The following is a 26,326-nucleotide window of genomic DNA, read 5'->3' as shown; positions in this document are numbered from 1 at the left end:
TTTGGCTGTGAAAATCTCAGCATACTTCTCTGAAGTATTGTTAGTGAAGGTGTTCTTTTGTATGATGTTATTGTCACCTGTACTGTATATTGCAGCAGCACGGGTTGCTTTGTTGTTTTCAAAATGTGAAGTTGTTACCTTTAGGGTTCCCTTATTATTATATACGGCTCCAGTATATTCTCCCTTATTCTCTTTGAATGTGGAATTTGTAATTTCTAGTTTGCTTTGTGAATTATGTAGTCGGATAAGTCGGGAGGATTACTCTTCCCTTCTCTCCTAAGAACCGTACGTGTCCCTTTCAAGACATACGGCTCAAGCATATTCTTTATCTCGAAATCAATTATAAATCCATGTTATTTTATTTAATTGCCTTTGTTGTAAAGACATTCAAACGGTGTTTTCTTAAAAGCTTTCCTTATGTAATCATTATATTCAGGGTCATAAGGATTGCAATTGTATTTAATTATGTGTGCATAGTGTATATGCACCCATTTCATCTTAACAAGTTGTATGTTAGGATTTTCTGGACTAGTAAGTATATAATTATCATCATGTTTATGATAATAATCTTCTTTGAAGTACCTATCTTTAATCCAATCCCATGACTTGTTAGGATGTTGTCTACGAAGATATCGATACGTTAATTTCCAAACGTAGTCATCAATTTCATTGAACGCTTTGTGGGCTACTGTTTGTTTCCAGTAATTGGCAGTGCCGATTATTAGACTGTTCAGTTTTCCAATTAGCTCGTCAATTTTTCCACTACTACGATATTTTAGAAACAATTCTCGTATCTTACTTTTGAGTCTTTCAATCCTGTCCTTAGCAGGTTTACTAAGCACTTTAATACCATTTTGTGTTGGGTATTCTCTGATGTTAAATCCGAGAAAATCAAAACCCTTATTTAATGGTGTTATATGTGTTTTGTCCTCTGCTAATTTAAGGCCACGTTCTTTGAGGTATGGTTCAATCAAAGAGTATACTTCTTCTGCATCTTCTTTTGTTCTACATAGTACTACAAAATCGTCTGCATAGCGTATCATAGCATATCTTGACTGATTACGATAAGTGAATGTGTTTCTAGCTTTTTCTTTCTTGTAGGTTACTCCTAATGCTTCATCTAGTCCTGTTAGGGCTATATTTGCCAATGTTGGCGAGATTATTCCACCTTGTGGCGTACCCATATCGGTTAAATCAAACATGTCATTATGTACATAACCTGCTTTAAGCCATTTATTAATGATATTCTTAGCAGGGAAATTACCCAACTGCTTTAATATCCAGTCATGGTCAAGAGTATCAAAACATGACTTGAAATCACCTTCAAATACCCAAGACCGATTACCTCTTTTTGTGAAGTGGTGTATGCGTGCGATTGCATTTCCTGCATTGCGCATTGGTCTAAAACCATAACTTGTTGGTTCAAAACCCACCTCTACACGTGGTTCAAGGGCAAGATTAACGACAGTCTGATACACACGATCAATAATGGTCGGTATACCCAACGGTCGCATTTTACCATTTGATTTACGAATATAAACCCTACGCACTGGTAAAGGTTCATATTCCTTTAATTTCATAGATTTAAGCTTATAGTATAAAGCCATTCTCTCGGGATGAGACCTAAGCACCATCCCATCAATTCCAGGTGTTCTACGACCACTATTTAAAATGGTAGCCCTTCGAATACCATACAGAATTGTGGAATCCTTATTTAACAGTAATCTTTGTAATTGCTTGGCTTTACTATATTCTTTTCTGATTTCGGCACAAGCTATATCACATTGTAACTTATAAATGCTCCGTTCAATCTTCTGCCATGGAATAGAATTCCATTCGCTAGTATAATCGGACTCATTCTGTTTAGCATCCTCCAAAATAGAATTTTGGCTCAAATCTGCATAAACATCCTTCGACATAAAGTTTTACACCTCTATAGTTATAATTGATATAGTTACCTGTGTTATATACACCTGCTAAAGTCAGCATATACCACGTAGTTATTATATCCCTTTAATTTCCTACTGTCTTAACGACTATTGTGGTCATTAGCTTTCTTAGCATCCCTTACCCTACTAGGTTTAGGAACACCGGTTCACACCGTAGTCCCCCCACACGTTTAATTGTGGGTCAAAGTAGGGCTTACCAAGTTTCTCTTCTTTCAGTTACGACTAACTTAGGCTCTCCCATTACGCCGACAAGCCTATGGGTTATGCTAAATGCATATGAGCAAAGTATGCATTGCCTGCTTGCAAAACAATGGGTAATGTAATATCCTTCCCCATTGCCATTGGTTACGACGCTTATAAGAGTTCATTCATCATTAGCCAATATTAGTCTTTCTCTAGCCCACACATCCATGGATATTAGGAATGTGATTAGGCGTTTACCCTCATGCAACCCACATCATCCGTTGCCAGTTGATGCAGTTTCGGGCGAGAATAGCCCACATAACTAGGCTAATAATACAACGTATAATTGCATTATACTGATTATAAAAGGGAAAGAGAATTGCTTGTCGCACTTGCTCCAACAATATCTGCATTGTTTTTTTCGAATACTATCTTTTTTATTTCGGAGCGACTATTATAAATGTATAGTGCGCCTCCATCATTTTGTGCTTTGTTTTCTTTGAATGTTGTGGTTGTGATTTTTAGTGTTCCATCATAATTTCGGATTCCTGCTGTTTGTTTTGCAGTGTTTGAACTGAAATTGGAGCCTGTGATTGTTAGAGTGTTATATGATGAATAGATTGCCCCGGTATTATCTGCATTGTTTTTGGTGAAGTTTGATGTTTTTATTGTCATTTTACCGAGCGTATTATATATTGCTCCACCATTAGCTGCTTTATTATTATTGAATGTGGATTGTGTTAGTGTTAATGTTCCATCATAGTTTCTTATTACTCCCCCATTTAGTAATGCTTTGTTACTTGTGAATTTAGAGTTTTTAACTGTTAATTTACCCTGATAGTTTTCCAGTGCACCGGCATCATTATCTGCATGGTTACTCGTGAATTTTGACTGTGATACTATCATGTTTCCATCATAATTGTATAATGCTCCCCCGTAGTTGCCTGCACGATTAGCCGTGAATGTGGAACCGGTTATTATGGTTGTTGCCTGGTAGTTTTCAATTGCCCCAGTATCATTCTGAGAAGTATTATTTGTGAACAGAGTACTGTTTACTCCTAGTTCTCCCATGTGATTATATATTGCACCAGCGTAATGTGCATTGTTGTCCTTGAATTCGCTATTTTTGATGTGGAGTGTTCCCTGGTAGTTATATGTGCTTCCCCCATCTTTTGTTGCACTGTTACCCTTGAATGTTGTGTTTGATATTGTGATTTTTCCATCAGAGTTATGTACTGCTCCACTGTTTACTGCAGTGTTACCTGTGAAGGTAGAGTTACTTATTTCCATTGTTCCCTGATAGTTTAATAATGCTCCACCATTATTTCCTGCAGTGTTTTTATTAAACTGTGTGTATGCTATTGTTATTCGTCCCTGATAGTTTTTTATTGCTCCTCCGTCCTGTTTTGCTTTATTGTTTGTGAATGTGGTGTCTGTTATTGTGAGTGTTCCCCTATTATCTATTGCATTATCCTTACAGTTAACTATTTTAAGTCCATCAATGTTGACATTGCTATCCTCATAGATTCTGATGAGCTGATATTTGTTATCTCCATCAATGCTATTGTTGTTACCATTAATGTTTAAACTTGTAATTTTCTTGTTTAATAGCGTGTTTTCTTCTAATTTAATATTTTTTCTGATGTTAACTGTTACTGTATCATAATCTCGCGTGGTTAATGCTTTTTTTAGCGATTCGTAACTGTCAACATCATAATGTTGTGATACTCCTTTTACATTGTTCCTGGTTACATCTTGTTTACTTATAACATGACCCTGTTCAATATCATCTTCTGTACTATTTACGGCACAGACAATGTTTAAGAGTAAAAATGTTGCCAGAAGAAGCAGCAATATTTTATCATATTTCATAAAATACATACCCCCATATATTATGTTAATAATATATTTATGAATTTTTATAAATAAAATACTTTATCAAAAAAAGTGTATGTTTAAAAGGGAGATTACTGGGTAAACCTATTATTAGAAGTTGGTTTCTGTTTCACTTAATGCTTTCCAGAGTTTATCCTTATCAGATAATATGAGTTCATCAATGTCCCCTATTGGCCATTCAATACCAATCTCCGGATCATCCCACCGGATACCACCCTCATCCTCAGGATGATAAAAGTCCGTGCACTTATAAGTAAACTCGGCAGTATCACTTAAAACCACAAATCCATGAGCAAAACCTGGAGGGATATAGAACTGGTTCTTGTTTTCATCAGAGAGTATTACACCCTCCCATTTGCCATAAGTGGGTGAATCACGTCTCATATCCACTGCAACATCAAAGACTTCGCCGCTGATAACTCTTACAAGTTTGCCCTGAGGATACTTGTACTGGAAGTGAAGACCACGCAGTACACCTTTTTTGGACTTGGACTGGTTATCCTGAACAAAATCGGCGGTGATACCATTTTCTTTGAATATTTTTTCATGATATGTTTCCATAAAGTAGCCCCTGTTATCACCGAATACTTGTGGTTCCACGATGACCACGCCCTCAATACTTGTCTTAATAAACTTAAAATCTGCCATAAAATCTTCCTACATTATTTAATTAATTATTATTTTTCTAAAAAATAATTATTAAATTTTATTACAATAAAAAAACAAACATAATACATAATAAAATTAATGGAATTTTACAATATGAAATACGATTACCTAATAGTAGGATCAGGACTCTTCGGTTCAATATTCGCCTACGAAATGACAAAAGCAGGAAAAAAATGCATAGTAATAGAAAAACGTGACCATATCGGAGGGAACATATACACCCAGAAACAGGAAAACATAAACGTACACAAATATGGAGCACACATCTTCCACACAAGTGATAAAAGAGTCTGGGAGTACATAAACCAATTCACGGAATTTAACAACTTCATAAACTCACCAGTCGCAGTATACAAGGACAAAATGTACAACTTACCATTCAACATGAACACATTCTATCAAATGTGGGGTACAAAAACACCAGAAGAGGCAATGGCAAAAATAGAGGAACAAAAGAGGGAAGCAGGAATAACTGAGCCACAAAACCTGGAAGAACAAGCAATCAGCCTCGTCGGGCCAGATATTTATACTAAGTTAATTAAGGGATATACTGAAAAACAATGGGGAAAAGACTGTTGTGAACTTCCAGCATTTATCATTAAAAGATTACCTGTCAGATTAACATTCGACAACAACTACTTCAACGACAGATACCAGGGAATACCCCTCGACGGATACACAAATGTAATCGAGAAAATGCTAGACGGAATCGAAGTAAAACTAGAAACAGACTTCTTCGAAGACAGAAAATATTGGGAAAACATAGCAGATAAAATAGTGTTCACGGGAATGATAGACCAATACTATGACTATGAATATGGAAGACTAGAATATAGAGGATTAAAATTCGAAACAGAAACATTAGACATGGAAAATTTCCAGGGAAACGCCGTTATAAACTACACAGAACGAGAAATACCATACACCAGAATCATAGAACATAAACACTTTGAAGGATCAGATAGTCCGAAAACAATCATAACCAGAGAATACCCGGCAACATGGAAACCAGGAGACGAAGCATACTACCCAGTAAACAATACTGAAAACAACACGATATACCAGAAATACGAAGAAAAAGCAAAAAAAGAAGAAAACGTGATATTCGGAGGAAGACTCGGAACATACAAATACTATGACATGTGGAAAATCATAGAAGAAGCATTGAATACAGTTGAAAAAGAAATGAACTGAAAATGGTGATAATATGTGTACCGCCGCAAGCTTTAACTCAAAAAGCCATTACTTTGGCAGAAACCTAGACCTGGAATTTTCATACAATGAAACAGTAGTAATAACACCAAGAAACTACACATTACCATTCAGAAAAGAAGAAAATATCGACACCCACTATGCAATAATAGGAATGGCATTCGTAGTAGAAAATTATCCATTATACTACGATGCAACAAATGAAAAAGGACTAAGCATGGCAGGACTTAACTTTCCTGAAGCAAAATACTATGAAATAAATAAAGAAAATGATAATATCACACCATTCGAATTCATACCATGGATACTGGGACAAGCAGAAAATATCAAAGAAGCAAAAAAGCTAATAGAAAATATTAACTTGGTAAACATAAACTTCAGTGAACAACTACCATTATCCCCACTACACTGGATGATATCCGACAAAAACGAATCAATAGTAATAGAATGCATGGAAGATGGAATGAAAATATACGACAACCCCCTAGGAGTAATGACCAACAGCCCATCATTCGACAAACAACTATTTAACCTAAACAATTACAGACACCTATCAAGAAAAACACCGGACAATACATTCTCAGAAAAAATAGAATTAGACACATACAGCAGAGGAATGGGAGCAATAGGATTACCTGGAGACTTATCAAGTATGTCACGCTTCGTAAAAGTAGCATTCACACATGAAAATGTGCTTGAAAATGATGATGAAATTAAAAGTGTGAATCAATTCTTCCACATACTCGAATCAGTATATCAACAAAAAGGATGCTGTGAAGTAGCACCCGGAAAATATGAGTACACCATATACTCATCCTGTGTAAACACGGATAAAGGAATATACTACTACAAAACATATGACAACAGCAGCATAAATGCGGTAAAAATGCATAACTACGACTTGGAAAGCAATGAATTAGCAGTCTACCCCCTAATAGAAGAACAAGAAATTAATTTTCAAAACTAGAATAGGTTAGAGTAAGCCTTATTCAACTTACCCCCAATAACCTCTTTTGTATAATTATCCTTATTTTCAAGACCTTCAACTTGTAACTTCTCATAGAGTTCTTTATCCTTCAACAATTTCAATATCTGAGAAGCCAATTCCTGATAATTTTTTGGTTCAAAGAAAAGACCACCCATTTCTCCACTAGACTCAACAACTGGAGGAATGCGAGCAGCAACAAATGGTGTTTCCAAAGACTGTGCCTCTATTATAACTATACCAAAACCTTCCACTATACTTGGAAGACAGAAAACATGTGATGATTTAACTACTCTCATAACATCATCATGATCTTCTACAAAACCAAGGAATTCAATGTTATCCTCCAAGTTTAACTGGCCTGTAAGGCTCTTTAATCTTTCCTCTTCAGGGCCTGTACCAACAATTTGACATTTGATGTTAGGAATTTCTTCCTTGATTAAACCTACTGCCCTAATAAGATCATTTACCCTTTTATATTCAACCAGCCTTGCCACACATGAAACAGTTGGAGAAAGATATTTGTCTGATGTAACATTAGGAAAATCAACTATATTATGTATTGTGATTGTTTTATCTTCTGGTACATACTTGTTAAGATTATTCCTTGTAAAATCGGAAACCGCAACATATAAGTCTATATTTTGTCTTAAAATGTATCTCTCAAGTACTTCACCAAATAGTCCCGTGATTCCCATATTCTTAGTCCATTCACCTATCCATACATCATGATAACGAAGTGCAACCTTTGCACCTAATTTTTTAGCTAACTTATATGCAACAGGGTATGTGATGAAATTATAACCAATAACCAAATCAATATCCCCCAGCATTTCATGCATGTTGAGTGCATCCTTCATAAATTTAAGCCTTGAAGTAAAAGAACCCTTCTGCACATAACTTCTATTGTCCCCACAACATACTACATGCACATCATGAATATCAAACTCATCAATTTCAGATTCCTTGGATGTGAGAACTGTAACCTCATGATACTTGGAAAGCTCCATTGCCTCATTATAGCAACAAACTTCCACACCACCCTTAATATCAAGACAATCCCCGGATGGAAAATACTCAGTAACAACAACAATATTCATAGAAAAAATCATCCCCTATCTCTTACCTGTTCAACCAAACCAAATAATATATCACGATCTTCCTTATTAAAAGCACCAGTCACAAACAATGCAATTACATAAACCACAACCGCAACAACAACCCCCAGAATAAATGGTAAATGCAGATACACTAACGCTAATGCCATGATAATATTAGCAATTAACACCTGCAAAAATGGTACAACCGCTTTTCTAACATTTAATCCAAACTCCGTACGTCTCAATGCATAAAGCATCAACACCAAAACAACAAACTCCGTTAACACAGCAGTAATACTAGCACCAACAAAGGAAAACAATGGAATTAGAAACATGTTAGCAGCTACACTAACAATAGCACCTCCCATAGTAACCTTAGTCACCAAAAACTGCTTATTAATAGCACCCAGAAGCGTTGAAGTAGTACCGCTGAGGAACATGAAAATAACCGCCCAGATAAGTACACTTAAACCCGTGGAAGCATCCATGAAAGCTTCACCAAATATGATGCGAATAATATCAGCCGAATAAATGGCACTGCCAACAGCAATAGGAACACTTAAAATCAACAAATACTTCAACATCTTCTGATACAAAGCATTAAGCTTAACAGTATCCGTCACATACAACTGACTCATCACAGGGAAAACCGCATTAGAAATCAGCATAAACAGTGAAGAAAGTACAAGTAACAACTTCTGAGAAGAACTGAACAATCCCACGGCAACATTACCTGACATAAAAGTTAACATTACAGATGCAATCCAAAAGTAAATAGAAGTAAAAACTCCCGTAATACCAAAAGGAATACCATTAACAATTAACTCTCCAATAAAAGATTTACTGAAGTCAAAGGTAAACCTCGGATAATGTCTGATTTTAATTATATGACCAACTACAAATGCAATGAACATACTAATTGGATAAGCCGCTGCAATCCAAACAACATTACCTCCTAAGTAAATGAAGACTAATGCTACTATGAAAACACCAACACTATAAACCGCATTCACAATTGTCTGAAAATGCATCTGTTCATTACTCTGATACATAGAATAATAAAAAGTAGTCAGAGAATTAAAAAACATATAACCTCCAACAACAACCATTACCCAGAAGGATTCGCCACTAAAACCACTGACAGTCGTGAACAAAACATAGATCACGAAGGTTAAAATGGTTAAAATTAATCGTAAAACAAATGCTGTTCCAAAATAACGAGCAGTAAGATTATGATCACGTGAAACTTTCTGAATAGCATACATACCCAGTCCAAAATCACAGAAAACGCCAAAAATTCCAATAACACTTAAAGCACTGGAAATAAGACCAAAATTATAAGTTCCCAAATACCGGGCAGTGAACAATGTTAAAAGAAACATCATTAAATTAGTAACTACACTAGTCACCATTAACAAACTAGAATTCTTAACTACTCTCGTTGTAACACTCATAATAATTAATCCTAAAAAAATGTTTTATTATTACACTAATATTTGTTGTTTAATAATATTCAATTTAACTAAAAAAATTAAGATTGTCAAAAGGTGTAGTGATAAATTTTAAGTTATTGGAAATTATGCAATAACACCAAGATATAACTAATTTTTATACTTTAAATAAAATACTTAAAAAATAATTTTTTAAAGCATTTTAAACAGTTATTTTTACTATAAAATATCATTTTTATTCTTTGTTTTGTAATGTATTAATGTATTTTTTTATTTAATGTCGGATAAATCAGAGAGATTACTCTCTCCTCTTCTCCTAGGAACCGTACGTGTCCCTTTCAAGACATACGGCTCGAGCATGTAATTTTCATGTAAAAAAAATAGTATAAATCTTATGATATATTCATCCACCATATAGACAGTTATAAGCACTTTTACCTACTTTATTCTCTATATAATTAAAGTAGTTCCTATCATAAGGGGAACAATCATGTTTAATCATACGAGCATACTTTACATGAATCCAATCCATTCGAATAAGCTGTAGTGACTTATCAGATGGATCAGTAAGAATATATTTATTATTACTCCAACCATTAATATCGGGCTGGAAATATTTCTTATAAATCCATTTAAATGGTTTATTATTATGTAGTCTTTTCAGAGCTCTTTTAGTAAGTTTCCAAACATAATGGTCAATTTTACTAAATGTTCGTTTAGAAACAGTTTGTCTCCAGTACATAGCTGTACCAAATAGCAATTTATTCCATTTGTCAATAAGTAACGGAATATTATTTCTGCATCTAACATAAATATCTCTTATTTTAGTACAAAGTTTCTTATATGAGTCTTTACTAGGTTGTGTGTATACTTTATCTCCTGATTTTGTGCTAAAACATCTTATGTTAAATCCAAGAAAATCAAATCCTTCACTAATATGAACGATTCTAGTTTTATCCTCAGCAAGTGTTAAACCACGTTCAACTAGATAAATCCTTAATTTATCATAAACAGCATATGCATCATCTTTTGTTTTACATAATACAACAAAATCATCAGCATAACGGACAACAACATACTTAGAATTATTATGATAAAATGTAGTACCATAAGTGTTCTTGAAACTGCGATATGTTACATCTAATGCTTCTTCCATACCATGTAATGCTAAATTAGCTAACAATGGTGAAATGATACCACCTTGAGGAGTACCACTTCTAGAAGGATGAAACATATTAAGATGTAAGTATCCTGCCTTTAACCAAGAAGCTATGATATGTTTTGCAGGAAAATTCCCCAACTGCTTCAGTATCCAGTCATGATTAAGTGTATCAAAACAGGATTTAAAATCTCCCTCAAATATCCATGGTCTAGTCATATGCCTAGTAGCAGAATATATACGAGCTAAAGCATGACCAGCACTACGAACAGGTCTAAAACCATAACTACAAGGTTCAAACACAGCTTCACATCGAGGCTCAAGAGCAATACGGACAACCATCTGCATAACCCTATCACGAACAGTAGGAATACCCAAAGGTCTCTTCTTACCATTCTTCTTAGGAATAAAAGTACGCCTAACTGGTGAAACTCTAAAATTATTTACATTTATACTACGAAGCTTATAGAACAATGCCATACGCATAGAATCAGACGTTACAACCATATTATCAATACCAGGTGTACGCTTACCTTTATTAATCTGAGTAACTCTCTTTATAGAATAAAGAAGAACAGAATCACTCTTCAATAAAAGCTTTTCTAACGTTCTAGCATACCTATAATCCTTCTTTTCTTTTACAACACGAAATATTCTTTCTTGCAAATCAAAGATGTGCCTCGTTATCTTCTCCCATGAAATATCATTCCACATAGAATCAAACTCAGACTCATATAATTCAGTGAAAGCTTGAATCGAAAGACCCTTGCCCTTTTCAACATAATTTATATTCTCATCTAAATACATAGAATTAAACACCTTAATATAATTTGTTTACTCGACTTATATTCGTCGGACATACCTGTTAAAGTCAGCATATACTCCCATAATTATACCCTCAAAATATTTGTTTCTTATGTGCCTTAACGACGATGGAGTCATTAGCTTTCTTAACATCCCTTACCCAACAAGGACTATTAGCACCCGCTCACGCAGTAGCCTACCGAACAATTACCATATCACATGACTAGTTGTAAATTCGGACCATGCCGGGCTTACCGAGTTCATCTTCCGTCAGACTGCAACCAACTATAGATTATTCCAATACACCGACAAACCATCAAAGAGGTTATGTACAAATTCACTTCTCAAAAGAGTAAATTACTCATGGGTTTGTAATACGATAGGTAATCAGAATCCATTTCCTATCGCTGCACATCACGATGCTTATAGAATTTCACTTATCGTTAATCATATTGGTTTTTTTTCTCTAGCCCTCAAGTTTCTTGGAAACTAGAAACTATGATTAGACACTTAACTCTCATGCAACCCACACCATCCGTTACCAGTTGATGCAGTTTCGAGCGAGAATAATCCACATAACTAGATTAACAACATTCGAATATTATAAAAGATGTTGTACTGACCTTTAAGGAGGGAAAGACGATTGCTCGTCGCACTAAGAGAGTGTGCAACAATTATTGTGTTTTAGGATAATTGTTTTGGGCACTTTGATTCAATTTTAGTTTTATATTCTATTTTTTAATTTAGATTTATTGTCTTTTTATTGTTTGTTAGTTCTTTTTGTTCTATGTTATGTATTTTTACTATGTTTTGTGCTGTGGCCATGAGTGTTTGTTGCATTTTTGCGTTGCTTAGTCCTAGTAGGTGGTATTGTCTGTATTTTAGTGTGTATTTGTTGTATGCGAATCGTGGTTCGACCATGGGCATTCTCTTCTTGTATTGAGCTTGTCCGTTTGGTGTTTCGAATTTATAAGCCAGTAGTTCTTTAGCATAACTTGTGTAATCTGTTATTACTTTACCAGTCATCTTGTTGGTTAAGCAGATCTTTTTGGATGGGCATTTGCTGCATTCACTAGTGTAAAAGATTATTCTGTCCGTGTATTTTCCAGGATAAACTTGTTTAACAGGTAGTATCTTGTTTTCTGGACAGATGTATGCGTAGTTTTCTTCGTCTTTTATCATGTTGTGTTTTCCGTAACCATCTTTTTTGTTAGTGTTGGTTTTTCTTTGGCTGTTTCGTCTTAGACAATCTTTTTGTTTGCCTGCTTGTTCTCTATTTGGCATTAATATGGAGTATTTTCCTTCTTCGTAGATATCATGTATTGTTTGGTTGGTGTAGTATCCGTTATCGGCTAGTATATCCATGTTTTGCATTATTTGTTATTGATTCTTCATTTGTTAGGTTTAGGGCGTTTTGTAGGTTTGTTTGTGTCTGGTTTATCATTGGTATTAGTTGTTTTTGGTCGTTTCCATCTGTGGTTACGTCTACTGCTATTATTAGTCCGTTTTTGTTGTCTACTAGTATTTGTTCGTTGTATCCGGTTTGTGTTATTCCTTCTTTGTTGGGACTTTTACATGCTTCTGGATCTGTATAATTAACGGTATTTTTACCACTCTTTTCTAGTTCTGTTTTGCATTTTTCTAGTTTTCTTATTTGTTTGTATGCTGTTTCTGGGTGTTCTATGGCTTGTTTTAGTATTTGTTTTCCACAGAAGTTTAAATCATTTTCATCGATTAGTTCATACATTTCTTCGTCAAATTTGCTCTCATCATGCTCCATACTGTTTTTCATCGGTTTATTACGGTAAGTATCTAGTTTGTTGTTCTTCATCCACTTCATCTTGTGATTCTTCGTGTTTTATTTTCTTTATTGTTTTTGGTTTTTCATCTGGTTTAACTTTGATATTACGTGCTTCTCGTAGTGCTTCTTTGATTTGTTCTTTGGTATCGTTTGTATTTTATACGGTTTTGTTTTCTCGGTTTTCTAAAGCTTTATTTTCTTCCATATCAGTAATAATGCCTTTACGAATGATATGTAAAAGTTTTAGTACATCTTCATTGGTTAAATTATTATATTTATTGGCATATGCTCTTGTTTTACTTCCATTGATACTAATGCTGTCTAAATCAATTAAATTCTTGTTATGTCCATAATTTATTGTTTCAAGAAAAATTTTTTCTATAATCTCCTTGTGTTCGCGTTTAAAAGCTGCGATAGTGCTGAAAACAGGGGTTTGAAATCCAGCCAAATACATAAACACGATATTCTCACGAACAATACGTTCCAACTTACGACTACTATGAATAGAATAAATAGTACCCAAGATAATGATACGAACCAACATGGCCGCAGAATAAGCCTTCTGACCAGGAGTATCAACATACTGAAAATCAATCTCACTAAAATCCACACAATTCACAAGTTTTTCAATAAAAAAACAAACATGATCCTCAGGAATCATAGTACGTATATCCTTAGGTAACAAAAAAGTCTGACCAACAGTATCTTCTTGTAAAACCATAAATAACAAAACCAATAAATTCAATTCTCTATATAATATATTTATACAACCTTATATATAAATATACCTAAAAAACACAATTAATAAGTAAAATAAAAATGAATACGAAAAATTTATAAAAAACTAAATAAAATCAATAAATTATAATAAAAATAGAAAGATTTAAACTATAAAAAAATTAGTTATGTCTGAGAGTTGTCGCACACCCTCCTTTAAACCAAAAAAAGAAAAAATCATTAACTAATTATCAACAGGATTCTGAACAATCAGTATTGAGATTAATAAAATGAGAAATAAGTTTTCATATAATCAAAACACAAAAACAACTCCAAAAATATATACAAAGACTATGAAAAAAATTATAAACAACAAATCTTACTTCATGAAATGGCTGAAAAATATACAAAATATACGTATTTAATGTCCAAAACTATAAAGTGTATAGTTTGATTACACATGGAATTAAATAATTGGTTGATGTATTCTTCTCCATTGTATGGAAGAATTATCGAAATAATTGGATTCATTTTCACACATAATTATTTTTTAGATTTAGTTAGTATTATTGTTGCATGATCCGTTTTATTTTCTTTATTTAAACTAAAAACTTTATTTCTTACTTGATACATTGATAATTTCTTTTCAGGAAATATTTTAGTCGAAAATTTTTTGATATATAAATTATAAATTTTTTTAAAAGGATTTAATGAATTAAAATGAGAACTGATAGAACCTTTTTCATATTGTCTTCTTGAATTTATTTTATCTTCACTCATCAAAACTAAAAATTCATTAGAATCACAAATTAACTCTTTAATCTCCAAATTACATAATTTAGATATTTCCATCATACCTTTTATTGAAGGTACTGAAATATGAGTAGGAGGACATAATACAAAGGAGTACTCTTTATAAACATCCCATATAACTCCATTTTTTAAAGGAATAGTTATCAAAATAATTCCTTCATCATTTAACCTCTTTGAAGCTTCCCGTAATGTTTCAATAGGGTTAAAAACATGTTCTAAACTGTCTTTAAAACAGATAAGATCAAATTTAGAATCATTATTTAATTCTTGTAATTCTTTTTTTAACACATTGTAGCTGTCTGTAATTATTTCTTCATCAATAAAAGGTTCAATACCTAATAAATTTTTAAAACCTAAGTCGGAGAGATGCCTTATAAAAATCCCATTTCCACAACCAACATCTAAAACTTTACTATTTAAATCAATTTGATTAGTTTTAAAAAGCTTTGCAACACAATTCCATGATTCATCATATTGTATGAATTTACTAGTTATCCAACCTACTAAATCAAAATCAAAATAATTCCTATGATAATGATATAATAAAAACTGGACTAACTTATTAAAATTAGAAAATGAATAATAACTTTCATTTTCATAATATTCGCTTAAATTATTAGGTATATCCCTAATTTGAATAGAATCACAATTTGAACAAACAACATACTTAAAAATACCTTCAGGAAAATTTTCTTCAAAAACAGGGACATCATACTCTTCATCAACAATAAACTGTTCCGAACAAACCCTACACATAGTTACATTATTACTTCCTTCCATATTCTAACCTACCTAATTATTAAACCTATATACAATTGATAATTATTTTTGTAACATCCTTTACTTTTTAAAATTCTTCAGTGCACATGCATTATCTTTTAAAAATTATATAAGAATTAATATAATTACATTCTAAAATTATTTCTTTTTTCTTTTATTCTGTATATTAACTCTTTAACATTCATAATTTTTATTTCTAAAGAATTTTTTAAATAAACTATTTTCAAATGACATTTGAATAATATACATAACACATTTAAATAAAAAAATATGATTAGTATATATTAAATTGTAACATATTTTCCAGTACCCACCAAGTTGAAATTCTAAAAAATCATATTTTAAAAAGTAGTCCCTTGATTTTTTAAACATAACATTCATATTTTTAGTTTCTTTTGATAATAACAAAGTACTCATTATTGAAATCAAATTATTCTTATGAAAATCAACAATAAACTTTATATTCATTTTTTCATCCAATAATAAATCCATAGAATCTGTAAATCTATCCACATAATCAAATAAGATTCTTTTATTAAATCTACGAGAAATAGATGCTTGGTTATTAGAATTATATACAAAACTATAAAAATTATTTAAAATTATCACATCTTTTTTATTAAAACATAAATTTAATATATAAAAATAAACATCTTCATTATAAGAATTCGGAAAATGAATATTATTTTTTTTTAAAAAATCTACATCAAATATTTTTGTCTGCAAATAGGTCATAAAATCTATTAATTTTTCATCATTAAATGACACATATAAATTTTCATGATTAAATGATTTATGTTTAAGTTTTTTTATTCCATCATAAGAGTAATAATTTGAAGAAACCAAATTAACATTATTATTTTTAATTGTATTATATAATATTTCTACTGAATTTTCTTCTAAATAATCATCTTGATCTAAAAACATGACATATTTTGATGTAGCTTTTTTAATACCAATATTTCTTGGAATACTAGGACTACCCGTATTTTCATTGGTTCTGAAAAGTTTAATATTTGAATATTTTTTTGATAAATCTCTTAATAAATCAAAAGTATTATCTGTTGAACAATCATCAACAAATATATGTTCAATATTTTCATATTTTATAGTTTGATTTTTTACAGAGATAAAATTTTTAATAAAAAAATTATCAGAATAATCTTTTAACTTAGATATATTATAACAAGGTGTTATTATGGTAACTTTATATTCCATTTTACAAAACCACTTACAACAATTATTTAACTTGTTTATATACAACAAAATTTTTAAGCATAACTGCAATTTTTTTAGGAACTATTTTCATAAATAAATACCCATATTTATTATTTGAAACATAAAACTGTAATTTACCCATTAAAGAAATAGTTCCAGTATTTTTGAATATTTTGTTTTTATCATAATCTAAACTATTAACATAGTACTCATATAATTTTCGATAAAAATTTTCTTTACTAACCCAAGGTCTTTCTATTGATCTTCCAGAAAAATGAATAAAAACAGGATTATTTTGTGCTTCATTCATTACATTTTGATCATAAAATGAATAGGAAACACCATACCATTTAAGTGTTGTTTTATAATCTTTACCATGAAATGGACCTAAATAATTAAATTTAGGTGATATAACTAAAATTTCATCCTTTAAAACACCATTAATTACGCCTTGATCATGATGAATATTTAAATGTTTATGTTCTTCTAAAAATTTTAAAAACTTTTTACTTAAATTAAATTCACGCCATTTATCTAAATTAATTAATAACATACCTGCATTAATATAAATATCATTTTCATTTAATCCTATAATCTTTTTATAATACACAGGTGTTGGATCAAGTACTCCAGCACAAAAATATTTACTTATGTCTATATTCCAAAGTTCTTTCAAAGAACTTACAATTAAAGAATCACAATCAAAATATATTATCTTACTAATATTTTTAGGAAGTAACTCCTCCATGAACAAACGACAATAAGACGTCAAATTAATGTCTAATAATTCATTTGAGTTATCAAATTGTATTTTATTGATGATATTTTTAAGTTCTATAAAAAATACATGGACATTAGAATATTTTGAAGATAATTTCTTTATTTGATTTTGATTATTATCTGAAATTTCATTACTTAAAATAAAAATGTTTAATTTAATTTGGTTATTATTTTCAAATAATGAATTTAAAGATACAAGTAAATAAGGTACATAATTATCATCAGAAGCATAAACAATATTTATCATAATATCACATTACATAGTACATTTATATATTGATTAACAATTTTTTCCCAGTCAAAATCTTTTTCTACTTTTTTTCTTCCATTTTGTCCTAGTTTTTGATTTAGTTCTTTGTTTTCTAGTGTTTCTAGTATTTTTTGTGTTAGATCTTCTATATTTTCTGGTTCTATTAGAAATCCATTGTATCCATTTTCTACTACTTCTACTGTTCCTCCTGATGCATAGGTGATTACTGGTTTATAGCAGCAGTTTGCTTCTGCCAGTACCATTCCAAATCCTTCTCTTGTTGATGGTAGGACTAATAGTTCTGATTTTTTTATTTCAGTTATTAATTCTTCATCTGTGAGATCCTGTTTGAATTTGATGTTTTTTTCTAGTTCTAATTTGTTTACCATTTGGATTAGTTTGTCTTTTTCTTCTCCCTTACCGACTATAGTTAGTTTTATGTCAGGTATTTTTTCTTGAATTATGTTTACTGAGTTTATTAAATGGTCGACGTGTTTGTGTGGTGCTAGTCTTCCCACAAAAATTATGTTGTTTTTAAGTACGCCATCTATATGTACTGCATCATATTTTGCAATGTCAACACCGTTATATAACATTAAAATTTTATCACTGTTTACTGCAAAGTCATTTATTAATGAGTTCTTTGTAGCGTGACTCACAGTTAATATTTTATCAAAATTCAAGTTAACTAAGAATTTCTCCATAGTATTAGCAATTTTGGAGGATTGAATCCATTGATCATTACTATTTGAACTGGTGTCATGAATTGTTCCAATTAATGGAGTTTTTTTAATGCGTGCTGCTATTCTTGATGATAATAATGGAGAATATGCTTGTGCATCTATTACATCATAATCATGCTTGAGTAACCATCGAGTTACAGCAAAAAAATATTGAATAAAATCTGTTGCACTCCTGTATGGAGCTTTTTTTATGGTTGGACCAATATGGTGAACATTTATACCATCAACATCTTCGTATTCTGGAATGTTTAGGATTTTCATTGTCAGTAAATCAACTGTATGTCCCTGTTGTACTAATCGTTTAGCAATTTCATGATACCTATGTTCTCCCCCACCATTATAATGAGGAATAAAGAATTCTAATACCATACAAATTTTCATATTAATACAACCTTTATTGAACAAAATTTTATCATAATATATTATCATAAATACATATATCATAAAAAGACATATCAAAAAATGACACTTCTTTTTTTAAAAGTTACATAAAAATCTAATTTTACAGTTACTAATAATATTTAATATTTTCTTTATAATACATAAATCTTACTTTATAAAATATTTTTTCTTTTTTTATTTTGAAAAATTGTTAATTCATCTATTTTAACAGTATATCACCCTATTTTTCTATTTTATAAACAAAACTCTTTTAAATATATGATTAAAAATTTTTTTTTATCATTTTATCTTTTTTATTAAATTCTTAGATTTTCCTAATTTTAAATATAAGTTAACTAATTTAACCAACTCTTTTTATGAGACTTATATGGATATTTAAGACAAATTTAAATATTTATTTTCTTTTTTAAGAAAAAATATTGGATTAAATATAATATTTGTTTGAGCGTATATCATAAACTTAGTTACTATTTTTCAACTATATAATGGAGTTAAAATATTATGAAAGTAGTCATTCTTGCGGGTGGTTTTGGAACAAGAATTTCCGAAGAATCCCACCTTAAACCGAAGCCTATGATCGAAATTGGTGAAAAGCCTATTCTTTGGCATATTATGAAGATTTATTCATATTATGGTTTTAATGAGTTTATAATATGTCTTGGTTATAAATCCCATATGATTAAGGAGTTTTTTGCTGATTATTATTTACATACTAGTGATGTTACAATTGATTTATCAGAGAATAAAATGCATATTCATAATAATTATTCAGAACCTTGGAAGGTAACTTTAGTAGATACTGGCCTTAATACTATGACTGGTGGTCGTATTAAGAGGGTTAAAGAGTATTTACCAGATGATGAGCCTTTTATGCTTACTTATGGTGATGGTGTCTGTGATGTAAATCTCAGAGAGTTACTTGAGTATCATAAGAATCATGGAAAGTTAGCTACTATCACTGCTATTAACTTGGATGGTCGTTTTGGTGTCTTGAAGATTGATGATGAAAATACTATTACTCAGTTTTCTGAGAAGACTAAAGAGGATGGTGGTTGGATAAATGGTGGTTTCATGGTTTTGGAGCCAGAAGTGTTAGATTATATATCTGATGATTCTACCATTTTTGAGAAGGATCCCTTGGAGAACTTAGCCTTAGATGGTGAACTTAAGTCTTATAAACATAAGGGTTTTTGGAAGTGTATGGATACTAAACGTGACCATGATGCACTTGAGAAGTTATGGGATGAAGATAATGCTCCTTGGTATATTTGGAAGTAGTTGGTGAAAGGGTTGAATAAATTTTTTAAAAATAAACGTGTTCTCATTACTGGACACACTGGTTTTAAGGGTTCTTGGTTATCTGAGATTTTATGTAATATGGGTAGTGATGTGGTAGGTTATTCTCTTAATCCTCCAACTACTCCTAATATCTATGAATTAGTAGGTCTAGATTCACGACTTACATCAATTATTGGAGATATTCGTAATTATGATATGCTAAGTAATATTTTTGATGAATATGCTCCAGATATTGTTATTCATATGGCTGCTCAGCCTATTGTCCGCACTAGTTATGAAAAGCCTGTTTATACTTATGAAACTAATGTTATGGGTACAGTTAATGTTTGTGAATGTATTCGAAACAATGATTGTGTAAGGTCCTTTCTTAATGTGACTACTGATAAAGTGTATGAAAATAAGGATGATAATCATTCTTTTAAAGAATTTGATAAATTAGATGGTTTTGATCCTTATTCTAATAGTAAGTCTTGTTCTGAGTTAGTAACTCATTCTTATAATAATTCGTTCTTCAAAGAGTTAGGTATTAGCTGTTCTACTGCTCGTGCAGGTAATGTTATTGGTGGTGGCGATTTTGCTAAGGATCGTATAATACCTGATTGTGTTCGTGCTTCCATTAATAAAGAGGATATTATTATAAGAAATCCTTATTCTATTAGGCCATATCAGCATGTTTTGGAACCGTTATTTGTGTATTTGACTATTGTAATGAAACAGTACAAAGATGATGCTTTTGCTGGTTATTATAATGTGGGTCCGGATGAAAGGGATTGTTTAACAACAGGTGAAATTGCGGGATTATATTGTGATTTTTTTAATAAAAATTCTGAAGATAAAATTTGTTGGGTTGATAATTCAGATAATGGTCCTCATGAATCAGCATTCTTAAAACTAGATAATACTAAGATTAAAAAGGTTTTTAACTGGAAAAATGTTTGGGATATACATAAAGCTGTTGAAAAGACTGTTGAATGGACTAAATGTTATATATCTAATAAAGATATGCGTGAATGCACTGATTGTCAAATTAATGAATATTTGAAAGATATGGGGTGATTAATATTTTTGATAATAAGAATGAAGATGAAGCAAGAAGCCTGATTTTAGAAATGGTTAGAGAATATGCGGATAAATATCATAATCTTCCTTCCAGTTTTAAAGAGGGAGATAAGATTAATTATGCTTCCAGAGTATATGATGAAGAGGAATTAGTGAATCTTGTAGATAGTTCTCTTGAGTTTTGGTTAACAACTGGTAGATATACCATAGAATTTGAGGAGAAACTCTGTGAATATCTGGGTGTTAAATATTGTTCTTTTGTTAATTCTGGTAGTTCTGCTAATCTTTTGGCTTTCATGGCTTTAACTTCCCCATTACTTGAGGATAGACAAGTTAAACGGGGCGATGAAATTATTACTGTTGCAGCTGGTTTTCCCACAACTGTAGCTCCTATGATACAGTATGGTGCAGTACCAGTATTTTTGGATGTGACTATACCGGAGTATAACATTGATGTTTCACATCTTGAAGAAGCATTATCTGACAAAACGCGTGCTGTTATGATTGCTCATACTCTGGGAAATCCATTTGATTTAAATACTGTTAAAGAGTTCTGTGATAAACATGATTTATGGCTTATCGAAGATAATTGTGATGCTCTTGGAAGTACTTATACTATTAATGGTGAAACTCTGAAAACAGGTACTGTTGGAGATATTGGAACCAGTAGCTTTTATCCACCACATCATATGACAACTGGTGAAGGAGGAGCAGTATATACGAATAATGCATTACTTCATAAAATAATCAGATCTTTTAGGGATTGGGGACGGGACTGCCAATGTCAATCTGGCCAGGACAATCTTTGTGGAAACAGATTCACTGGCAAATATGGTGAATTGCCTGTTGGTTATGACCACAAATATGTGTATTCACATTTTGGATATAATTTAAAAGCGACTGATATGCAAGCCGCTATTGGTTGTGCCCAATTAGAAAAGTTTCCAACATTTGTTGAGAAACGAAAAAATAACTTTAAAAGGTTATATGATGGTTTAAAAGAGTTATCAGATAAAATTTTGCTACCTGAAAGATGTGAGAATTCAGATCCTAGTTGGTTTGGATTTATGATTACTGTACGTGAAGGGGTAAGTAGGAATAATATGGTACAGTATCTTGAAGATCATGGTGTTCAAACTAGGATGTTATTTGCAGGGAATATTATTAAACATCCTTGTTTTGATGAAATTCGTGACGATAATACGAAGTATAAGATTGTTGGAGATTTGAAGAATACTGAACGTATCATGAATGATACATTCTGGATAGGTGTTTATCCGGGAATGACGGATGAAAAGATTGATTATATGATAAAATGCATTGAAGATTCATTAAATTAGATTTACGGACAAAATTTGTGGTTATACATTATTTAACGTGATTTTTATGAATACTACTGAAGAAAAAATGATTAATTTACTTAAAACATTGAAAAAAGATTTTGGAGTAATTGCAGTAAAATCCGAGTTTGAAACAGAAGGATCCCGAAAAGATGAATTAACCAAATTAAGAGATATAATATCAAAATCAGGACTTAAAATGTACATTAAAATTGGTGGATGTGAAGCTGTCAGAGACCTTGATGACTGCAAAATATTAGGTGCCGATGGAATAATGGCTCCAATGATAGAAACACCATTTGCAGCATCAAAATTTAGGAATGCATACCATAAAGTATTTCCATCAAAAGAAGAAGGAGATATTGATAAAATCATTAATTTAGAGACAATTACTGCCTACAAGAATATGGAAGACATATATAAAGAAAATCAAGACTTTTTAGACACTGTTGTGATTGGTAGAAGTGATTTCTCCAGTTCATGCGGAATCCCAAAATCTGAAATTAATGGACCAAAAATGATGGAATACTGTAAAAATATCATAAAATTATCTAACGATACGGTTTTAACAGTGCATTCGGGGGAACCATCTCTGTTAACAGCATAGATTTTATTAAAGCACTTCAGGACTCTATAGATCGTATTGAAACTAGAAAAATTGTATTTGATATTAAAAAGTTAGATGATAATTTTAAAGAAGCTATTGATATGGCTATTGAATTCGAATACCTATATTTAAAAAATAAATTAAACTATTATCAGTCAATTGTCGATGAAGATCAAAGCAGATTCAATGATTTGAAACAAAGAGTTGATGTGGAACTATAGTGGTTAATATGAAAAAAGTAGTGACTTTTGGAGAGATAATGTTAAGATTATCTGCAAATGGTTTTAAAAGGTTTGTACAATCTGATTCGTTTGATGTGGTTTATGGTGGTAGTGAGGCAAATGTTGCTATTTCGTTAGCAAATTTTAATATTCCTGTTGAGTTTGTAACAAAAATACCACCTAATGAAATTGGCCAATCTGCATTGAATACTTTAAGAAAATATGGTGTGAAAACAAACTTTATTAAAAGAGGAGGTGAACGTTTAGGTATTATTTTTTAGAAAAAGGTGCTAGTCAACGACCATCTAAAGTTGTTTATGATAGAAAATATTCTTCAATATCCATGGCAGAACCAGAAGATTTTAATTGGAAAGAAATTTTTGAAGATGCATCATGGTTTCATTTATCAGGAATAACCCCTGCACTGAGTAAAACAATGTCAAATATTTCTCTTGAAGCCTGTAAACAAGCCAAGAAAAGGGGATTAACTGTTAGTTGTGATTTAAATTATCGTTCAAAACTATGGAGTACCCGCGAAGCATGTGAAGTCATGTCACAAATAATAGAGTACATTGATGTTTGTATTGCTAATGAAGAGGATATTGAGAAAGTCTTTGGAATAGTTGCAGATGATACTGATGTAACAATGGGAAAACTTAATTATTCATCATATGAAAATGTTGCAAGACAATTTCTTGAGAAATATCCTTGCAAATATGTAGCATGTACTTTAAGAACTTCACTTTCTGCAAGCGACAATAAATGGACTTCAGTAATATATGATGGAAAAGAAATTTATCAAGCCAAAGAGTATTCTATTCATATTGTTGATCGTGTTGGTGGAGGAGACAGTTTTTCTGCAGGATTAATCTATGGATTTATGAATAATTTATCTATTCAAGAATCTCTTGAATTTGCTACGGCGGCTAGTTGTCTGAAACATACAATTGAAGGAGATTATAATCTTTGTAGTGTTGAAGAAGTAGAAAATTTAGTAGATGGAAACGAATCTGGAAGAGTACAAAGATGAGAAAAAAAATAGTAGAGGGAAGTATTTTTTATGAAGATAAGAGTAGCTGATTATATTGCACAATTTTTATTCGAAAAAGGTATTGACACTGTATTTACCGTTGTTGGTGGAGGTGCTATGCACCTTAATGATGGTTTTGGACATAACCAGAACATTAAATGTATCCATAATCATCATGAACAAGCTTGTTCCATAGCAGCAGAGGGATATTATCGTATGTCAAATAAACTTCCATGTGTATGTGTAACTACTGGACCTGGAGGTACAAATGCAATAACTGGTGTTCTAGGAGCATATCTTGACTCAATACCTATGCTTGTTATTTCAGGACAAGTGAAATATGAAATGACTGTTGATAGCACAGGACTTGATTTAAGACAATTAGGTGATCAGGAATGGAATATTGTATCCACAATTGATTCTATGACAAAATATGCTGAAATGATAACTGACCCCAAATATATAAAATATTGTCTGGAAAAAGCTATTTACTTAGCATTACATGGTAGGCCAGGACCATGCTGGATTGATGTGCCCCTAGATATTCAGGGAGCAATAATAGATACTGATGATTTGATTGAATTTGAACCAAAAGAATTAAATACTGACCTTGGAAAACCAGTTACAGAACATGTATTAAAAGAGGTAGTGAATAAAATTAAAGAGGCCGAAAGACCTGTTATTTATGCTGGAAGTGCTATTAGAACAAATAATGCTTACGAATCATTTTTGAATGTTGTGAATAAATTACAAATTCCAGTAGTTAATGCATGGAATGCTACTGATTCCTTAGAATATGATAATCCATTAACTGTAGGATGTGGAGGTTCATTTGGTGACCGACCAGCAAATTTTGCAGTCCAAAACAGTGATCTGATATTATCCCTGGGTTGTAGATTAAGTACAAGACAAGTATCATTTGCATATGACTCATGGGCAAGAGAAGCATATAAAATAATGGTTGAAATAGACCCTGCAGAAATAGAAAAACCAACATTAAAAATTGATATGCCAATTCAATCAGATATTAAAGAATTTCTGGAAAAACTGGATGAATACCTTGAAAACAAATGTCCAGACACTGTTTTTAATTATTCATCTTGGGTAAAACAATGTAATGAATGGAAAGAAAAATATCCTGTATGTGATTCCAGCAAATATGAACAAAAAGAACCTATAAATGTCTACGCATTTCTTGACACATTATCTGAATGTATGAAAGAAGATGATAAAATTGTTGTGGCCAATGGTGCAGCATGTGCATGTATCCATGGATATAAGCTTAAAAAAGGACAGCGATTAGTGGTTAATTCAGGTGTTGCATCAATGGGTTATGATTTACCTGCAGCAATAGGTGCATGTTTAGGCATTGAAGATAGTATAATATGTGTTTGTGGTGATGGAAGTATACAGATGAACCTTCAAGAGTTACAAACAATTATTCATCACAACTTACCTATAAAATTATTTTTAATAAATAATGATGGATACCAGTCAATAAGGATTACTCAACGTTCATTCTTTGAAAAACCATTTATTGGTATAGGATCAGATAGTGGAGATGTTAGTTTCCCCGATATGAGTAAAATAGCAGAAGCATACGGATACAAATACATGAGCTGCCATAATATCAATCATTTAAAAGAGACAATTGAACAAACATTAAAAATCGATACACCAATAATATGTGAAGTATTTGTAGACACCACACAGGCATTTGAACCAAAAAGTGCTTCCAAAAAATTACCAAATGGAAAAATGATATCCGCACCACTAGAAGACATGAAACCATTCCTCGACAGGAAAGAATTAGAAGAAAACATGTACATTAACTTAATTGAAAACAAGGAATAAAATC

At 31.6% G+C, this 26,326-nt stretch carries 22 protein-coding genes; 9 read left to right on the top strand and 13 right to left on the bottom strand.

Annotated elements, in window-relative coordinates; translation table 11 throughout:
- Positions 1–362 precede the first annotated feature (362 nt).
- The 3 genes from ltrA (PXD04_RS14875) to rfbC all read right to left on the bottom strand — a co-directional run bounded on the left by ltrA (PXD04_RS14875) (position 363) and on the right by rfbC (position 4,676).
- A complete protein-coding gene (gene ltrA, locus PXD04_RS14875; RefSeq protein WP_323735611.1) occupies positions 363–1,919 on the bottom strand; it encodes a group II intron reverse transcriptase/maturase in 1,557 nt (518 codons plus the stop codon).
- A 573-nt stretch (positions 1,920–2,492) separates the two neighbouring features.
- Positions 2,493–4,004: a hypothetical protein gene (locus PXD04_RS14870; protein WP_323735610.1), complete on the bottom strand. Its 1,512-nt coding sequence runs from the start codon at positions 4,002–4,004 to the stop codon at positions 2,493–2,495.
- A 114-nt stretch (positions 4,005–4,118) separates the two neighbouring features.
- Complete coding sequence (rfbC, locus tag PXD04_RS14865; protein WP_323735609.1) at positions 4,119–4,676, bottom strand: dTDP-4-dehydrorhamnose 3,5-epimerase; 558 nt, start codon at positions 4,674–4,676, stop codon at positions 4,119–4,121.
- A gap of 114 nt (positions 4,677–4,790) precedes the next feature.
- Between rfbC and glf the strand changes: the two genes are divergently transcribed.
- Both glf and bsh read left to right on the top strand, forming a co-directional pair.
- Positions 4,791–5,891: a UDP-galactopyranose mutase gene (glf, locus tag PXD04_RS14860; protein WP_323735608.1), complete on the top strand. Its 1,101-nt coding sequence runs from the start codon at positions 4,791–4,793 to the stop codon at positions 5,889–5,891.
- Between the two features lie 13 nt (positions 5,892–5,904).
- On the top strand, positions 5,905–6,876 hold the full coding sequence (gene bsh / locus PXD04_RS14855; protein ID WP_323735607.1) for a choloylglycine hydrolase: 972 nt from the start codon (positions 5,905–5,907) through the stop codon (positions 6,874–6,876).
- Here the strand turns inward: bsh and PXD04_RS14850 are convergent.
- The 10 genes from PXD04_RS14850 to PXD04_RS14805 form a co-directional block, all read right to left on the bottom strand.
- The gene (locus PXD04_RS14850; RefSeq protein WP_323735606.1) at positions 6,873–7,994 is read right to left on the bottom strand and encodes a glycosyltransferase family 4 protein; all 1,122 of its coding nucleotides are present in this window, start codon (positions 7,992–7,994) and stop codon (positions 6,873–6,875) included. The genes bsh and PXD04_RS14850 overlap by 4 nt on opposite strands.
- Positions 7,995–8,002: 8 nt before the next feature.
- The gene (locus PXD04_RS14845; protein ID WP_323735605.1) at positions 8,003–9,448 is read right to left on the bottom strand and encodes a flippase; all 1,446 of its coding nucleotides are present in this window, start codon (positions 9,446–9,448) and stop codon (positions 8,003–8,005) included.
- Between the two features lie 400 nt (positions 9,449–9,848).
- Positions 9,849–11,411, bottom strand: a complete 1,563-nt coding sequence (ltrA, locus tag PXD04_RS14840; RefSeq protein WP_323735604.1) for a group II intron reverse transcriptase/maturase — start codon at positions 11,409–11,411, stop codon at positions 9,849–9,851.
- 735 nt (positions 11,412–12,146) lie between these two features.
- Positions 12,147–12,782 carry a transposase gene (locus PXD04_RS14835; protein ID WP_323735603.1) on the bottom strand — a complete coding sequence of 212 codons (636 nt, stop codon included), beginning with the start codon at positions 12,780–12,782 and terminating at the stop codon, positions 12,147–12,149.
- Positions 12,754–13,248: a hypothetical protein gene (locus PXD04_RS14830; protein ID WP_323735602.1), complete on the bottom strand. Its 495-nt coding sequence runs from the start codon at positions 13,246–13,248 to the stop codon at positions 12,754–12,756. Before PXD04_RS14830 ends, PXD04_RS14835 begins: the two co-directional genes overlap by 29 nt.
- Positions 13,249–13,366: 118 nt before the next feature.
- Positions 13,367–13,894 (bottom strand): transposase, encoded by a 528-nt coding sequence (locus PXD04_RS14825; RefSeq protein WP_323735601.1) that lies wholly within the window; start codon positions 13,892–13,894, stop codon positions 13,367–13,369.
- Between the two features lie 575 nt (positions 13,895–14,469).
- On the bottom strand, positions 14,470–15,519 hold the full coding sequence (locus PXD04_RS14820) for a class I SAM-dependent methyltransferase (RefSeq protein WP_323735600.1): 1,050 nt from the start codon (positions 15,517–15,519) through the stop codon (positions 14,470–14,472).
- Between the two features lie 174 nt (positions 15,520–15,693).
- A complete protein-coding gene (locus PXD04_RS14815) occupies positions 15,694–16,737 on the bottom strand; it encodes a glycosyltransferase family 2 protein (RefSeq protein ID WP_323735599.1) in 1,044 nt (347 codons plus the stop codon).
- Between the two features lie 22 nt (positions 16,738–16,759).
- Positions 16,760–17,764 carry a glycosyltransferase family 8 protein gene (locus PXD04_RS14810; RefSeq protein ID WP_323735598.1) on the bottom strand — a complete coding sequence of 335 codons (1,005 nt, stop codon included), beginning with the start codon at positions 17,762–17,764 and terminating at the stop codon, positions 16,760–16,762.
- Positions 17,761–18,891 carry a glycosyltransferase family 4 protein gene (locus PXD04_RS14805; RefSeq protein WP_323735597.1) on the bottom strand — a complete coding sequence of 377 codons (1,131 nt, stop codon included), beginning with the start codon at positions 18,889–18,891 and terminating at the stop codon, positions 17,761–17,763. Before PXD04_RS14805 ends, PXD04_RS14810 begins: the two co-directional genes overlap by 4 nt.
- A 522-nt stretch (positions 18,892–19,413) precedes the next feature.
- Between PXD04_RS14805 and rfbF the strand changes: the two genes are divergently transcribed.
- The 7 genes from rfbF (at position 19,414) to PXD04_RS14770 (ending at position 26,322) form a co-directional block, all read left to right on the top strand.
- A complete protein-coding gene (rfbF, locus tag PXD04_RS14800; protein WP_323735596.1) occupies positions 19,414–20,190 on the top strand; it encodes a glucose-1-phosphate cytidylyltransferase in 777 nt (258 codons plus the stop codon).
- A 3-nt stretch (positions 20,191–20,193) separates the two neighbouring features.
- Complete coding sequence (gene rfbG, locus PXD04_RS14795) at positions 20,194–21,267, top strand: CDP-glucose 4,6-dehydratase (RefSeq protein ID WP_323737452.1); 1,074 nt, start codon at positions 20,194–20,196, stop codon at positions 21,265–21,267.
- The gene (gene rfbH, locus PXD04_RS14790; protein WP_323735595.1) at positions 21,264–22,610 is read left to right on the top strand and encodes a lipopolysaccharide biosynthesis protein RfbH; all 1,347 of its coding nucleotides are present in this window, start codon (positions 21,264–21,266) and stop codon (positions 22,608–22,610) included. Before rfbG ends, rfbH begins: the two co-directional genes overlap by 4 nt.
- A 46-nt stretch (positions 22,611–22,656) precedes the next feature.
- Positions 22,657–23,217, top strand: a complete 561-nt coding sequence (locus PXD04_RS14785; RefSeq protein WP_323735594.1) for an aldolase/citrate lyase family protein — start codon at positions 22,657–22,659, stop codon at positions 23,215–23,217.
- Positions 23,218–23,446: 229 nt separating this feature from the next.
- Positions 23,447–23,719 carry a PfkB family carbohydrate kinase gene (locus tag PXD04_RS14780; RefSeq protein ID WP_323735593.1) on the top strand — a complete coding sequence of 91 codons (273 nt, stop codon included), beginning with the start codon at positions 23,447–23,449 and terminating at the stop codon, positions 23,717–23,719.
- 62 nt (positions 23,720–23,781) lie between these two features.
- Positions 23,782–24,468, top strand: a complete 687-nt coding sequence (locus PXD04_RS14775) for a sugar kinase (protein WP_323735592.1) — start codon at positions 23,782–23,784, stop codon at positions 24,466–24,468.
- A gap of 30 nt (positions 24,469–24,498) precedes the next feature.
- A complete protein-coding gene (locus tag PXD04_RS14770; protein WP_323735591.1) occupies positions 24,499–26,322 on the top strand; it encodes a thiamine pyrophosphate-binding protein in 1,824 nt (607 codons plus the stop codon).
- Positions 26,323–26,326: the final 4 nt, after the last annotated feature.

Origin of the sequence: Methanosphaera sp. ISO3-F5 (assembly GCF_034480035.2) — an archaeon.
Lineage (GTDB): Archaea > Methanobacteriota > Methanobacteria > Methanobacteriales > Methanobacteriaceae > Methanosphaera.
This window is presented reverse-complemented; position numbering and strand designations above follow the sequence as displayed.

Excerpts from the sequence above, each read along its gene's own strand:
- ltrA (WP_323735611.1), bottom strand. The coding sequence starts at position 1,919 with ATGTCGAAGGATGTTTATGCAGATTTGAGCCAAAATTCTATTTTGGAG.
- PXD04_RS14870 (WP_323735610.1), bottom strand. The coding sequence starts at position 4,004 with ATGAAATATGATAAAATATTGCTGCTTCTTCTGGCAACATTTTTACTC.
- rfbC (WP_323735609.1), bottom strand. The coding sequence starts at position 4,676 with ATGGCAGATTTTAAGTTTATTAAGACAAGTATTGAGGGCGTGGTCATC.
- glf (WP_323735608.1), top strand. The coding sequence starts at position 4,791 with ATGAAATACGATTACCTAATAGTAGGATCAGGACTCTTCGGTTCAATA.
- bsh (WP_323735607.1), top strand. The coding sequence starts at position 5,905 with ATGTGTACCGCCGCAAGCTTTAACTCAAAAAGCCATTACTTTGGCAGA.
- PXD04_RS14850 (WP_323735606.1), bottom strand. The coding sequence starts at position 7,994 with ATGAATATTGTTGTTGTTACTGAGTATTTTCCATCCGGGGATTGTCTT.
- PXD04_RS14845 (WP_323735605.1), bottom strand. The coding sequence starts at position 9,448 with ATGAGTGTTACAACGAGAGTAGTTAAGAATTCTAGTTTGTTAATGGTG.
- ltrA (WP_323735604.1), bottom strand. The coding sequence starts at position 11,411 with ATGTATTTAGATGAGAATATAAATTATGTTGAAAAGGGCAAGGGTCTT.
- PXD04_RS14835 (WP_323735603.1), bottom strand. The coding sequence starts at position 12,782 with ATGCAAAACATGGATATACTAGCCGATAACGGATACTACACCAACCAA.
- PXD04_RS14830 (WP_323735602.1), bottom strand. The coding sequence starts at position 13,248 with ATGAAGTGGATGAAGAACAACAAACTAGATACTTACCGTAATAAACCG.
- PXD04_RS14820 (WP_323735600.1), bottom strand. The coding sequence starts at position 15,519 with ATGGAAGGAAGTAATAATGTAACTATGTGTAGGGTTTGTTCGGAACAG.
- PXD04_RS14815 (WP_323735599.1), bottom strand. The coding sequence starts at position 16,737 with ATGGAATATAAAGTTACCATAATAACACCTTGTTATAATATATCTAAG.
- PXD04_RS14810 (WP_323735598.1), bottom strand. The coding sequence starts at position 17,764 with ATGATAAATATTGTTTATGCTTCTGATGATAATTATGTACCTTATTTA.
- PXD04_RS14805 (WP_323735597.1), bottom strand. The coding sequence starts at position 18,891 with ATGAAAATTTGTATGGTATTAGAATTCTTTATTCCTCATTATAATGGT.
- rfbF (WP_323735596.1), top strand. The coding sequence starts at position 19,414 with ATGAAAGTAGTCATTCTTGCGGGTGGTTTTGGAACAAGAATTTCCGAA.
- PXD04_RS14785 (WP_323735594.1), top strand. The coding sequence starts at position 22,657 with ATGAATACTACTGAAGAAAAAATGATTAATTTACTTAAAACATTGAAA.
- PXD04_RS14780 (WP_323735593.1), top strand. The coding sequence starts at position 23,447 with ATGAAAAAAGTAGTGACTTTTGGAGAGATAATGTTAAGATTATCTGCA.
- PXD04_RS14775 (WP_323735592.1), top strand. The coding sequence starts at position 23,782 with ATGGCAGAACCAGAAGATTTTAATTGGAAAGAAATTTTTGAAGATGCA.
- PXD04_RS14770 (WP_323735591.1), top strand. The coding sequence starts at position 24,499 with ATGAAGATAAGAGTAGCTGATTATATTGCACAATTTTTATTCGAAAAA.